Below are 13,006 nucleotides of genomic sequence, written 5' to 3'. Positions count from 1 at the left end.
ACGAGCCATGCCGGTGGTCGGTACTTACCGCCACCACCGATGAGCGAGGCCGAAGCTCCAGCAGGGTGCTTGGGGCTTCATTGCTGCGACCCTGGGGAGGTCAGAACGTGCGGAAGCGTTCCCGAAGGCTCGTTCCAACTATCGCAGGCGTGCTGGTGGCGGCCCTCGCTGCCGCAGCCCCTGCGGCAGCCGATCCCGGCGGCCGTCCGCTGCCCTCCGAGGTTCGATCGACGGAGGAGAGGCGACTAGTCGATGAACTCGGGGTTCGGCCACCCGACGTGGACGCCAAAACACTGCAAGCATCCAGCGTGGCTCGGCAGATCCAGCAGGTCATCGACGAGGGTCACGATCAGGGGTTCGGTTCGCTGCGGCTGGTTCGCGACACCGGCGCGGTGGAACTGCGCTGGAAGGGCAAGCTACCCGCAGCGGTCGACGAGGCCGTCAGGGCAGGACGCCGTGACGTGCCGGTGACCGTGGCCGAAAGTAGGTTCACGCTGGCCGAGCTGACTGCGGAGATCCGTCGTCTGTTCACGGCTCCAGCCTCACAGCTTGGCGGTGAACTGGTGACCGCGGCACCACTGCCAGACGCGAGCGGGCTCAAGCTCTCTGTCGCTGGCACCACGAGCGTCGCCGCGGTTACCAGCAACCTACGCGCGAACAGGATTCCCGTTCAGGTGACGGCCGGATCGGCGATTCAGCCGGCCGGACGCTGGGACGACGTCACGCCGTTCTGGGGCGGCAGCGTCATCTGGACAGGCACCGGCGCCCTCTGCACCGCCGGGTTCGCAGCCAGAACGTCCACTAACGCCCAGGTGATGATCACCGCACGGCACTGCGGAGCGAACACCAACTGGTACACCCCGCTCTACCAACTCTACGTCGGACGCTCCAACAGCGGCTCGGTGGCTCTCGACGCCATGACCATCAGCGAGCAAACCTACCAGGGTGCTGTCTTCACCGGCCCCTTCAACTCCAACTCCGGCGTACCGATCGTAGGCTGGGCCAGTGCCGTTCTCAACGATGTGGCCTGCACCTCCGGTGGCTTCAGCGGCAACGACTGCAACACGAGAATCACGGAAACCAACATGTACTTCAACCTGAACGGAAACGTCACTGGCCCGGCGTTTATGACTGAACACTTGGCAGGGGTTGCATCCGTCGGTCAGGGTGACAGCGGTGGGCCGACGATCGGCTACGACACCGGCGGTTTCAGGGCGTTGGGCATCATCAGCGCTGTCAGGACCGGGCAGCAGTTCGAGGGCACCTGCCAGGGGTATGACTACACCGGGCGCCTGTGCTCGCGGGTCGCGTTGCACATCAATATCGGCAGCATCCTGTCGCACTTCAACCTGACCATCGCCACCAGCTGAACCGATGACCTCGCCGTCGGGCCATACATCGATGTGGCCCGACGGCAGGGCCGCCGCTATGCTGAATCTTGCCATGCGTATGCAACGAATCGGCTTGGTCGCAGCCAGTTTCCTGGCGGCGACAGCAGGGTGCGCCGGATCCGAAGCCAATGATCTCGGACAACCGGCGGGGCCGACACCAGCCCAAACCCGGGAACTCCTGACGACGCCCTCCACGACTCTCGGTGACACACCGCGAGAACTGCTGATCCGCGACGCCGAACGCACCTACCCCACCAACTCGTACTCAGGCATGAGCACCGATGGAGCAGCACTGGTGATCCACCGCGTGCCAGTGCCACGAGTGGACGAACTCGACACCGGTCTGCGCCTTCGACACCCGGAAGTCCAGTTGGCCTTCGCCGACGCGCAACATCCACGCACCGTGCTCAACGAGGTGTCGGACAACATCATGAAGGACATCCCCTACTGGCAAACCGAAGGAATGGCCGTCGCGGCAGTGGCACCCCGCGCCGACGGATCCGGCGTCATGGTCATGGTCGACCAAGCGACCGCGGACCTGGCCGCTGCCATGCGGGAACGATACGAGTTCCCGAACATCGAGCTGACCCAAGGCGAAATCGCCCCCGCCTGACGCCCCTCCGTCCTCATGCAGATCAACCTGGCACCAATCGATGCCGGCAGCAGATCAACTGCTCAGCCGAACCGCTGCCCCCCGCACCCATCGGCCAGACGCGCGCCATGCCCGATCTCGGCATCGCCATTGCCTACAGGACTCGACCCCGAGTGTGGTCGCGGCTGCTGCGGGCCGAAGCTGGTGCGAGCGTCGGAAGATCTCTGACGTCCCGAACCTGCTGGCTCGGGTCTGCCACGCTGCTTTACATGACGTCACGAACATGTTCACGCCGCCTAAGCCCAGCTCAGAGACGTATCAACGCTGGGACCGGTCGGTAAGCTGGAACAGGACTACCTACGCCGAACCCTGCTCCGAGAACACGACAGCACCCAAATCAACCCCGTCGCACCGACGTTCATCACCGCGACCGCCCGCACCGCCCTCGACCTCGGCTACCACGTCATCCTCGAAGGCATCCTGCACACCGAACGCTACGCCACCGTCCTGCACCAGCTCATCGACAGTCACCCCGGACCAGTCGCCGTGTTCTACCTCGACGTCTCCGTGCGCCACGAGGCGCTGCATTACCGAGTGGAGGTGAGAGAACTCCACCGCCGCCCAGTCGCAGCAGGGTGGTGAAGCTGAGGACAGCCCGACTCGGGGAGCGCCGAGGAGGGTGGGAGCAGTCCTGACAACGCCGGGACGGCCTGGTACTGCCAGACGGGTCGGGTCCGGCAAGCGACGCGGAAAGGTGTACGCGAGGAACCGATGTCCGAAGTTCCGTAAGCGAGGTGGCGGCTCGAACCTGGTGGATCTGGGCCGTTGAGCAGTGCGTGACCGTCTCGGTCCACCGTGGCGGTCAACTCCGTAGCCGGATAGATACGCCGGTGAGGAGGCCAGTGGGAAGGTCTGCGGCGTACCGCTGGCGAAGCTGCCGGAGCAAAGTCGGGCACCTCATCCGCGAATCGGAGTGCAGTGAACGTGGGAACCATCCGCGGTCGCCCTCGTGCCAGGCATCCGGTCTGGTGAAGGGCAGGTCCGCTGCCGACTGACGGTCGCGGGTGGGACGGAGGCCCCGTAGTAGTCGCGGGAGTGACGACCCGTCATGGGGGCCGGGAAAGCCGGCCGCAGGGCGAAGGGGGCCAGCAAGCCAGCAGTGGAAGATCTGGAATGTCAGGAGGGCTGTCGCCGGTGAATACCGACGAACTGGAGCTGACGCTGATGCGCGCCGAGCACCGGGTACTGAAGATCCAGACGAAGCTGCACGGATGGGCGGGTGAGAGCCCAACTCGCAGATTCGATGACCTGTACAACCTCGTCGCCGATCCCGCTTTCCTTCTGGTGGCGTGGTATCGGGTTCGGGGAAACAAGGGCGCCAGAACCGCTGGGGTGGACCGATTGACAGTGCCGTCCATCGAACAGCAGCTGGGGGTCGAGAACTACCTCGGTCGGCTGCGGTCCTCGTTGAAGGAGCGCAGCTTCCAGCCGCTGCCGGTCCGGGAACGGATGATCCCCAAGCCGGGCGGTAAACGCCGCCGATTGGGTATTGCGACGATCACTGACCGGGTGGTCCAGGCGTCCTTGAAGCTGGTGCTGGAGCCGATCTTTGAGGCGGATTTCCTCCCGTGCAGCTACGGGTTCCGTCCCAACCGCCGCACGCATGATGCGGTAGCCGAGGTGCGCTTCCTCGCGTCCCCACCGCGCAAGTATGAGTGGATCGTGGAGGGAGACATCAAGGCGTGCTTCGATGAGATTTCACACCCCGCCCTGATGGAAAGGGTGCGGGCTCGAATCGGGGACAAGCACGTCTTGGCCCTGGTGAAGGCGTTCCTGAAGGCGGGCATCTTCACCGAAGATCGCCAGCTTCGGGAGACCAACACCGGCACCCCGCAAGGGTCGATCCTGTCCCCGCTGCTGTCGAACGTCGCCCTCTCGGTGCTGGACGAGCATGTCGCCCGTGCACCCGGCGGGCCGAACGTCAGCAACGCAAGGCGCGCCACACGGCGTCGTCATGGCCTACCGAACTACAGGCTCATTCGGTACGCCGATGACTGGTGTCTGATGGTGAAGGGCACCAGAGACGACGCGGTGGCGTTACGGGACGAGATCGCTGAGGTCCTGCTGACGATGGGCCTTCGCCTGTCACCAGAGAAGACCTTGATCACCCATATCGATGAGGGACTCGACTTCCTCGGGTGGCGCATCCAGCGTCACCGGAAGCGAGGGACAAACCAGCATTACGTCTACACCTACCCGGCCCGGAAAGCCGTGAAGACGGTGATGGGGAAGGTGAAGGCGTTATGCCGCCGTACAGGAACGAACCAGCCCCTGACAGTCCTGCTTGGCCTGCTCAACCCGGCGTTGCAAGGGTGGTGCGCCCACTTCCGGTCGGGCGTCTCGTCCAGCACGTTCGGGTTCCTACGCAAGTACGTGTGGGAGCGGGTCTTCGGGTGGATACGACGCAAGCACCGCCAGCGCAACTGGCGGGAACTGCGTCGGCTGTACTGCTCGGGCGGCTGGTGGCCGGCAGACGGAGAGCGGACACTGTTCAACCCGGCGGGAGTGCGCACCACGCGCTACCGATACCGGGGAACAGTCATCCCCTCTCCCTGGCAGGCCATGGCATGAGGCGGGGAACACCGCTCGGCGGGCTTGTGGAGCGCCCGGTGCCTGGAGACAGGCACGCCGGGTGCGGGGAGCGGGCCAGGGAAACGGAGCAGCGGCAACGCTGCCACCGCGCCCTGGTCCGACTCCACTTCGACGAAACCGTCCACCGTCACCTCAACCGGGACGAGCCCATTCCCGTGACCCCCGACGAGATGCGCCGCTGGTACACCCACCGCGACCTGCTCGGCGCCCCCGGCGAAACTGTCATCGGCGAAACCAGCACCCTCGAACAAACGGTCACCACCATCCTGCACACCAGCGGCCTCACCGCCGTGACACCGCAGACGCCCTGCCCACGACGATGCCGGCACTGCGCCCGCGAATCCGACCAGACCGCCACCGCAGCGGCCTCGTGACACATCGTGCGGGCACACGCCTACCGCACCACGCTCAGACTCAGCCATGCGGATCAGTGCCCTAACGGAGGAGATCAGCCTTCAGGCGAGAACCCTGCCGACGCCACCACCAGATAAACCCGATTGTCATATAAGCCTGAATCTGTCGCCGCGCATCACGCCCCAACGCTCGTCGATTGGGGGTCAGGTCATGGCTGATTCCGCTCTCGACACCGTTCCCGCAGACGAGGCTCGCGGTCAAACCAGATGAGCGCACGATCGCGCCCAGAGTGGTACGTCGTGTGGATCTATGTGACAAGGTTGCTGGATGTCCTTGAGTCCTCACCCGCCGCCGAGTCGCGACCAAATCGAGGCAAGACTCCGGGCGCTCCTAGACGAAGCCAGTCACGCGACGCGAGGTCGACCGATGGGCAGCTCAGTGGGTCACCGACCCGGATGGCGGCGGTGCAGAAGACGCGGATGTCTGGTGGGCGCTCACACAGCTGCACGGCATCGACCTGCGGCACGCCAAGGACGGCCGGTACCTGCACGACGACGAGTAGATACGACATTGGCTCCATGCCTTTCGCACGCGCCGTTCCCGGGCGTCGTGAACACCGACAGGGACTGTAAACGTTCGTTTGACAGACCCCGCGAGACTGGCGGACCGGCTGGGAGATGGCAGTGTCAGCGGCGGATCTGCCACCGATTCCTGCGTAGGATCAGTGTTGCCGGCGAAGCTCGCGTGTTGATCGCCGCCGATCGGTCGCCGATGGACAGGGTATGGCGGGCCTTCAAAACGTCTGCCTTGAGCCAAGCCGGCGACAGTTGCAGTTCCGAGTTCGACAGGGCTATTGCCGTAGAGGAGGAGCATGCCTCGTCATGCGGAAACGGTGATCACGCCGAATACGCTTCTCAGGAACGCGCGAGTTCAGCTGCCTTCACCGATGAGGTCTGGGCAGTGTATGTCTCGCGCGGAGTTGGCCGACGCAGTGAACGCTGCGTTGGATACTCTCTACCCCTCGCGTTGCATGGCTGCCTACTACGTGGATTTCCGGTGGGTCGGGAAACTGGAGCGTGGTGAACACCGCTGGCCGAACGCGGAGCGGCGTGCGGCGTTACGTGCCGTCTTCCACGTCACCGCTGACGCCCAGCTCGGGCTCTACAGCCCTCGCCGAACAGGGGGCACAAGTAACGGCCTGAGGGAGGCGGCGTGGTCAGGTGTGGTTCCGGACGAGATGGTTGAGCTCCTAGGGCCATGGACGTCGGGTATGCAGGTGCCGAGCAGGATTGAGAAGCCCCATGTGGAGGCCCTGCGCCGGAGTATCACCCTGTTCGAGGACATGGATCACCGATACGGGGGTGGACTTGCTCGTGCCGCGATGGCAGGGCAACTCGAATGGGCATGCCGTGCCAGCCATCAGGCATCGGCCCGGCACGCCGTACGTCGGCAGTGGCTGTCGACGGCAGCCCGGCTCGGTGACCTCGTCGGCTGGGCGTGCTTCGACGCAGGCGAGGACACTGGGACCACTCGCGGGTACTTTGTCAGGTCGATTCAACTCGCGGCCGAAGCCGAAGACGTCCAGCAGCGCACCCACACTGTTACGAGCCTGAGCAGGCACCTCACCTACAGCGGTAAAGCCAAGGAGGCCCTACAGATCGTCGGTCTTGCCCGCAACGGATGGCGGGATCTACCTCCATTGGGCCGAGCCGTCATCGGAATTGTGGAGGCGCGGGCGTACGCCGCCCTTCGCGATGCCGAGCAATGCCGTCGTGCCGTCGGCCTCTGCGACGCGCACTTCGATGCCAGCCCAGCTGATGGCGTACACGACCCCACCTGGGGGTACTACGCGGACCTGGGTCAAATCCTCGGCGACGCCGGGCACGCCATGTGCGATCTCGCGTTGACCGCCGACAGCCCCACGCTAACCGATGCCACGATCGCACGGCTGCACGCCGCATACGAGCTACACCCGAGCCCGGTGGCGAGGTCTCGCGCGCTGACCATGATCCGGATTGCCTGTCTACAGGCGCACCAGGGCAACCTCGCCGCCACCGTGCAGTCAGCACGAGCCGGTTGCGCGGATGCGGCCGGTGTGCACTCCAGCCGTCTACGCGACGACGTTCACGTCCTCACACACATCCTCGAGGACATCGCCCCGGAACCAGGCCTCAAGGATGAACTGACTGCGGTGCGGACCCGGCTCAGCGGTGTCGCGGCGGCACAGGTCTAGAAACCTGTCCAACCAGCTGGCGCCGAACCATCCCGCAACGAGTCCAGGCGGTGCCTCAGTTGCTGTCGCCGCTGCGCGTCGTTGTCTGCCGACTGCGCCAGCCACAGGGTCATCCGCAGCATGCGGATCTGCCGCAGGAGCGGCCAGGCTGGGCTACGCCGCACGTCGTAACCATAGGTATGCGTGAACGTGGCGTAGTCGTGGCCGGAGAACCACCCACACTCGTAGTAGAGGGCACTGAGGGTCAAGTCCCACTCCGGCGGCCCGACACACACGGACTCCAGATCGATGAATGCACATCTGCCGGCCGCCGTGACCAACAGGTTCTCCATGTGCGCGTCGCCGTGTAACACCACCTCACCGAGCGCAAACGTTGCGTATTCCCACTGCACCGCGAGTTGGTCACGACGCTCGTGCAAGAACGTCCTGTCGCGCTCATCCAGTCCCACGGCCAACGCCAACTGCTCACAAAGTCTCGAGAACGGCGACACACGAGTCAACAGCCCGACCGGCCGGGCCACGCCATGGAGGAGACGCAGACACCGCGCGAGCGTTACCAGGTCAGCCGAATGACCGCCCGGCAGGTACTCCCACAACGAGACGACATGCCGATCGACCACGATCGGCTCCGACCGCACCGGACGCGCCACCGGGACATCCTGCGACGCCAACCAATCAGCCACCGCAATCTCCAGCCGCACACGTTGCACCGCCTCCGCACCCTGCACGACCCTGGCCAGCACCCCCACGCCAGGCAACAGCACCACGCCGTTCTCGCCAACACGGAGCACCTGCGCGTCATGAGCCGGCATGCCTACCTGCGCAGCAGCCAGCGTCGCCACCCGGACCGCCTCATCCGTACGCACCCAGCAATCCTCCCCCAGTAACGTCCCGACTCCGCGAACCCGCAAGCGCACACCACTGCCACCACTTGAACCCCAGATTTACAGAACTCCGCGGGACCCAGGGCGGATCAAATGCAGCGGCCCCAGGTTTGACGGCCGGAGTTGCATGTGGCCGATACCGTAGGTAGGCAGTACATAACTGGCTGACTCCAACGACTGCTCATCAGTAGCACCGTCAGGAGGACCCCGTGCCCCGATCAGTCTGGGAGCAACTCGACCCGCTTGCCTTCAATGACGGGGTGTTCTACGTATCGGCCATGGTCGAGTTGCAGCCGCGCCTCGCGCTCTGGGGGCACCCCGACCAACCCGATCTACGCGAACGGCTCGCCAACGACCGCCCCCACGGCATCGGCGGCGAAAAGCTGCTCTGCCTGCTCTGCATGCGTTACCGGGCCCAGCGAGGGCTCCCCCACGCACCGGTCTGGCTTACTTTCGTCGAAGGGCGGCACGGACCGATGTTTCGACACGAGGATGGCCGCTCGCCGCACCCGGAACACCAGCCCGAGACCGACACCCACAAGGCGCTCAAAGAGCGCAAAGCCCGCACATGGGAGTCCGTCGGCGGCACCGTGGAAGTCGAGGTGTGGCGGCCACGTGCCCGCCGTCGACCAGACGTCCTGGCCATCGGTCCGTTCCTGACCGTGGCCGGGGAGGTCCAGCACTCCAAGCAGACCCCCCGCACCATACGAACTCGGCAACGAGCGCTCCGCAAGGCCGGTGACCGGGTGGTGTGGACCACCGACCGCGGGGCCGACGACATCGCGTTCCTACATCCGGTGCCACATCTGTCCGTGCCAGCCCTCAACGACTACCGCATGTATCTGTCCAAGACCCGGCTGGAAATCGGCGCCGGCGCCATCACGTTCGAGACACAGCGGTGCGGGTGGGCAGACCTGTGGACAGGCACCACCCGGTGCCCGGTCACCCGCAAGGTCACGCCGTGTGGCCGCCTGCACCTGTACCCGACGTTGAACCCGCACAGCTACAGCCGGCAAAAGGCCGCCACGACCGCCATGTACCCCTGCGGCCCACGTCCCCACCTCGACCACCTGCTCGAAGGCATCCTGCACGGAACCTGGCTGCCTTACCAGAACCGCGACCGCATCAGTTGGATCCCCGCCGACGCGCACAGCACCGTCACCGCTGAACGAGGCGGAACTCTCGACCTGGCCGAGGCCGGAAACGTCCCACGACCCTCCGACGAGACAGCGGGACGCACTTGCGAGCGGCGATACGGCGCGGTCGTCACGCAGGCCGAAGCGCCTGGCGTGGAGAGCGTGCCCTTGTGCTGCGGCAAGAAGCCGCCCGGCCGGGCCGGTCAGCCACTGGTTCTCGCCTGCCAGCTCTGCAGCAACTCCCCCACCTACTACCGTCGGTAGCGGCAACATGGAAATACGGCCCCACGACCGGCTTGTGATCGAGCGCTCGCCACACCTGGCAACCCAGTCAACGTTCAGGGGCAGCCAGTTGGTCATGGACGAGCAGCAAACCATCGTCTCTACCTGATACGTGCAGTTCTCCCCCTCCGGCGAACCGCGGGAACCTCACTGCGAGACCGGCGCGGGCGGCGGCTTCGGCGTCGACCGAGTCGGACTCGCCCTGCCGGCGGCGGGCTTACGGCCAGGTCGGTCGGCTTCGACCACGGGGCGGGTCAGACCAGGCCGGGAGGACTCTCTAGTACATCCTCAATTCCAGGAAGGTGCCCAGCCCGTCGACGGCGTCCACGCAGACGGTCACCGCTTCCCACGCGCCGAATCGGCGGGTCTTGATGATGCGCACGGTCGGCGTGAAGCCCGTACTCAGCAACGCCTCGTGCCTCTGCGCCCGGTCGGCCACCACTGTCTCGTGTTCCCGGCAGGCCAATTCGTTGTTCAACGGCCGTTGACGGTAAACAGCTGCAGGCCGCTCTGCGTGCGCAGCCGGGCACAGGGAACGCCCCTGCTTCGGCATCCCGTACCGCCACGTGACGGGTGCGTACGCCTGATCGTCCTTGGGCCTACCCCGTTTTGACGGACATCCAAGATCAGGGGACCTGGAGTCTCCGGGAGGATGTCCAGCATCATGGAGAGCGTGGGAAAGAAGCGATCGCGGCCGAGGCGGGCGTTCACGCCCGAGTTCAAGGCCGAGATCGTCGAGCTGTGTCAGCGTGGTGACCGCACCGTCGGGCAGGTGGCCAGGGACTTCGACCTGACCGAGACGGCTGTGCGAGCCTGGGTCAAACAGGCCGAGATCGACGCCGGGGCCCGCACGGACGGGCTCGCCTCCGACGAGCGGGCGGAACTGGCCCGGCTGCGGGCGGAGAACCGCCGGTTGCAGCAGGACGTCGACATCCTGAAACGGGCCACGGCTTTCTTCGCGAGGGAGACCCGGTGAACGTGTACCCGTTCATCGAGGCGGAGCAGGCCGGCAAGCACAACGTCAAGCGTGCGTGCGAGCTGCTGAAGGTCTCCCGGTCCGCCTTTTACCAGCACGCCCGCGGCGAGCAGTCCGCCCGCGACCGCGTCGATGCCGAACTCACCGAGCAGATCATCGCCGTGCACGCGGCATCGAACGGCACCTACGGGGCGCCGCGCATCCACGCCGAACTCGCTGCGGCCGGACGGCGCCACGGCCGTAAACGCATCGCCGCCCGGATGCGCGAGGCCGGCGTGCGCGGCAAGAGCCCACGCCGCTGGAAGGCGACCACGATCCCGGACCCGAACGCCGGGAACCGGCCGGACCTCGTCGAGCGGGACTTCACCGCCGACCCGGCGGCGCTCGACACCCGCTGGTGCGGCGACATCACCTACATCAACACGTGGGAAGGTTGGCTCTACCTGGCCACCGTCATCGACCTGGCCTCGCGCCGGGTCGTGGGCTGGGCCACGGCTGACCATCTCAAGACCGATCTGGTCGACGCCGCTCTGTCCGACGCCCTCGCCCGGCGCCGTCCCGCCGACGGCCTGGTCTTCCACTCCGACCGCGGCTGTCAATATACGAGCGCTCAGCACGCCCGCCTCGCGAAACGCCACGGTGTACGGCTGAGCGTGGGCCGGCGCGGGCAGTGCTGGGACAACGCGGTCGCCGAGTCGTTCTTCTCGACCCTGAAAACGGAACTGATCCACCGGCAGGCCTGGCCCACCCGCAAAGCCGCCCACCAGGCCACATTTGAGTACATCGAAGGCTGGTACAACACCCGCCGCCGGCACTCCAGCCTCGGCTACCTCAGCCCCGCCGCCTACGAAGACGGCACCGACATCAGCTTGGTGCCGGCGCTCAAGGTAGCCTGAAGACCAACTCATCGACCCTGTCCGTCGAAACGGGTCAAGCCCACCTGGCGTACCGGCTCGGACAACCGGATGCCTTGATGAGTGAGTGCCGGAAGTAGCGATATCTCGTCTCTGACCAGGTACTTGACCTCAACCTTGCACTGCCGTAGCCGACCCAGCCCTCTGCGAGCGGGTCTCAGACGCCACGCGGCCGCGCTCGTGCGGCGGCATGGTGTGCACCGCTTGGATACGGCGTCGCCGAGTAGGCGGTGTGGCCAGGACAATGGCGAGGTGGATGTTCCTGAGCTGCTCGGTCGGGCGGCCACGATGGTTCCTGCGAACGCCACCAACGAGGCCGGAGCCACCGTCGGCGATGTAGCGGAGTACCTCAAGCACCACGAGTGAAGTCGCCCTTGATCTGCTCGCCGACCTCGACGGCTGGCCTGCCGATGCGCAGTGGTGGGACCTGCTGATCGAGACCGCGGAGCTGATGTGGCTCACCGATACGGCCACATGGTGCCGGTGGCGGAGATGGGAAAGCATCCACGGGATTACCCGTGCTCAGCTGACGCTCGTGCCGGTCGCTGAGGGAGGTCGGCAAGCCCCTATACCGGGTAGGGGCGTGTTGCGGCCTCTGTGGCACATCGGTCAGTACATGGCTGAGGGTCACCCCAACCTTCGTGTCGCCAGGATCTGGTCGAGTACGCTCCCGAACTGGCGCCGGGAGCGACGGGGTCGGTGCGCCTGGCTCCCCTGACCCCCGACGGGTGGCGTGATCTCTGGCCTGACCAGACGATCACCATGCACGAAGGCCGGTCCGTACGAGGAGCTGCCACGATCACCGAGATCTCGGTTCCGGGCTGAAAGAACTGTCAGCCGCCAAGCGCCACTCCCCACCCTCCAAGATCAGTTTTCTTCCATCCGGGCCGCCGGGACGGTCACTGAGGGCAGCGAGATAGTAACTGGCGTTGGTATGGTCACCGCCATGAGGACGGGGGCTGGGTACGACTGCTGGGACGGATGGCGTCCTTCACGGGCACGCGAAGAGATCCACTGATGGCCGCTGATGCGTTGCGGCCTCCCGATGTGGATGTGTGGTCGCCGGATCGTTCGGTCCAGATCGTTGCCAGCGCTGACGGACAGATTCGGGTGCAGGTGCAGGGCCTGCGTCGGCATACCGAGGATTCGCTAACTGGTCAGGTGCGAGCGGCGGCGAGGTTGGCGTTGGCGCGTGTGCAGCAGCCGGCCGACCGCGGCGAGTCTCGCGACAGCCCCTCCGGGTGGTGAGCTTCCGGTGCGCAGGCAGCTGGGTGTGGTGGCCGGCGTTGCGCTGCTGGGTGTGGGTTTGCTCGGCCTGTGGCGGTGGGCACCGTGGAGCGACGATCAGACGGTGCCGTCCTGCGGGGACCTTGCCGCTGCGCTGCCCGAGGCGGTGCCGGGATCGTGGACGGTGACGCAGGCGCAGCCACGCCGAGAGGCCGTCCGGTCGGTAGTGCGGTGTGAATACGCCTTCACCTCACCTGACCAGTCGTACCGGGGTGAGGTCATGGTGAGCCTCAGTGAGGGCGCCGGCACCGAGACGCTACGCCGGCGGGTGTCCGACAGCCCCTGCTACGGCGAGGCTGTCCCCT

The 13,006-nt window shown here is 65.9% G+C and carries 11 protein-coding genes and 2 pseudogenes; 10 read left to right on the top strand and 3 right to left on the bottom strand.

The genetic code is table 11. The annotated features are described in order from the left end of the window. The first annotated feature begins 308 nt into the window (after positions 1–308). Together C1A38_RS24125 and C1A38_RS31475 are read left to right on the top strand one after the other, a co-directional pair. On the top strand, positions 309–1,370 hold the full coding sequence (locus C1A38_RS24125; protein ID WP_102660011.1) for a chymotrypsin family serine protease: 1,062 nt from the start codon (positions 309–311) through the stop codon (positions 1,368–1,370). A gap of 4 nt (positions 1,371–1,374) precedes the next feature. Next, complete coding sequence (locus C1A38_RS31475) at positions 1,375–2,004, top strand: hypothetical protein (RefSeq protein WP_230462971.1); 630 nt, start codon at positions 1,375–1,377, stop codon at positions 2,002–2,004. Positions 2,005–2,340: 336 nt separating this feature from the next. Here C1A38_RS31475 and C1A38_RS31210 read toward each other — a convergent pair whose 3' ends face one another. Next, a complete protein-coding gene (locus C1A38_RS31210; RefSeq protein WP_158244938.1) occupies positions 2,341–2,559 on the bottom strand; it encodes a hypothetical protein in 219 nt (72 codons plus the stop codon). Positions 2,560–3,177: 618 nt separating this feature from the next. On the opposite strand from C1A38_RS31210, the gene ltrA reads away from it, so the two are divergent. The 4 genes and pseudogenes from ltrA to C1A38_RS24095 all read left to right on the top strand — a co-directional run bounded on the left by ltrA (position 3,178) and on the right by C1A38_RS24095 (position 7,222). Continuing rightward, positions 3,178–4,614, top strand: a complete 1,437-nt coding sequence (gene ltrA / locus C1A38_RS24110; protein ID WP_102660010.1) for a group II intron reverse transcriptase/maturase — start codon at positions 3,178–3,180, stop codon at positions 4,612–4,614. A 38-nt stretch (positions 4,615–4,652) separates the two neighbouring features. Then, positions 4,653–5,009 (top strand): P-loop NTPase family protein, encoded by a 357-nt coding sequence (locus tag C1A38_RS24105; protein ID WP_233196995.1) that lies wholly within the window; start codon positions 4,653–4,655, stop codon positions 5,007–5,009. Between the two features lie 443 nt (positions 5,010–5,452). Further along, a pseudogene (locus C1A38_RS32655) lies at positions 5,453–5,551 on the top strand (hypothetical protein); the annotation flags it as partial. A 309-nt stretch (positions 5,552–5,860) separates the two neighbouring features. Continuing rightward, a complete protein-coding gene (locus C1A38_RS24095) occupies positions 5,861–7,222 on the top strand; it encodes an NsdA family TPR-like regulatory protein (protein ID WP_502696954.1) in 1,362 nt (453 codons plus the stop codon). Here C1A38_RS24095 and C1A38_RS24090 read toward each other — a convergent pair. After that, complete coding sequence (locus C1A38_RS24090) at positions 7,219–8,088, bottom strand: phosphotransferase enzyme family protein (RefSeq protein WP_102660007.1); 870 nt, start codon at positions 8,086–8,088, stop codon at positions 7,219–7,221. The two genes, C1A38_RS24095 and C1A38_RS24090, sit on opposite strands and share 4 nt — an antisense overlap. A gap of 227 nt (positions 8,089–8,315) precedes the next feature. Between C1A38_RS24090 and C1A38_RS24085 the strand changes: the two genes are divergently transcribed. Next, positions 8,316–9,506 carry a competence protein CoiA family protein gene (locus C1A38_RS24085; protein WP_102660006.1) on the top strand — a complete coding sequence of 397 codons (1,191 nt, stop codon included), beginning with the start codon at positions 8,316–8,318 and terminating at the stop codon, positions 9,504–9,506. A 295-nt stretch (positions 9,507–9,801) separates the two neighbouring features. On the opposite strand, the gene C1A38_RS30970 is transcribed toward C1A38_RS24085, so the two are convergent. Then, entirely contained in the window at positions 9,802–10,002 is a 201-nt protein-coding gene (locus C1A38_RS30970; protein ID WP_158244937.1) for a CYTH domain-containing protein, read from the bottom strand. Between the two features lie 195 nt (positions 10,003–10,197). Between C1A38_RS30970 and C1A38_RS24080 the strand changes: the two genes are divergently transcribed. The 3 genes and pseudogenes from C1A38_RS24080 to C1A38_RS24060 form a co-directional block, all read left to right on the top strand. Further along, positions 10,198–10,500, top strand: a complete 303-nt coding sequence (locus C1A38_RS24080; RefSeq protein WP_158244936.1) for a transposase — start codon at positions 10,198–10,200, stop codon at positions 10,498–10,500. After that, positions 10,497–11,396: an IS3 family transposase gene (locus C1A38_RS24075; protein ID WP_102660004.1), complete on the top strand. Its 900-nt coding sequence runs from the start codon at positions 10,497–10,499 to the stop codon at positions 11,394–11,396. The genes C1A38_RS24080 and C1A38_RS24075 overlap by 4 nt, the downstream gene beginning before the upstream one ends. A gap of 1,273 nt (positions 11,397–12,669) precedes the next feature. Next, positions 12,670–13,006 (top strand): annotated as a pseudogene (locus C1A38_RS24060) (hypothetical protein); the annotation flags it as partial.

It is taken from the genome of Verrucosispora sp. ts21 (assembly GCF_002879555.1).
In the GTDB taxonomy this organism is placed as follows: Bacteria; Actinomycetota; Actinomycetes; order Mycobacteriales; family Micromonosporaceae; genus Micromonospora; species Micromonospora gifhornensis.
Note: the sequence above shows the minus strand (reverse complement) of the source record. Positions and strands in the feature narration are given on the sequence as shown.

What these genes read in the sequence shown, in the direction of transcription:
- C1A38_RS31475 (WP_230462971.1), top strand. Translation starts at nt 1,375, where the DNA reads ATGACCTCGCCGTCGGGCCATACATCGATGTGGCCCGACGGCAGGGCC.
- C1A38_RS24095 (WP_502696954.1), top strand. Translation starts at nt 5,861, where the DNA reads ATGCCTCGTCATGCGGAAACGGTGATCACGCCGAATACGCTTCTCAGG.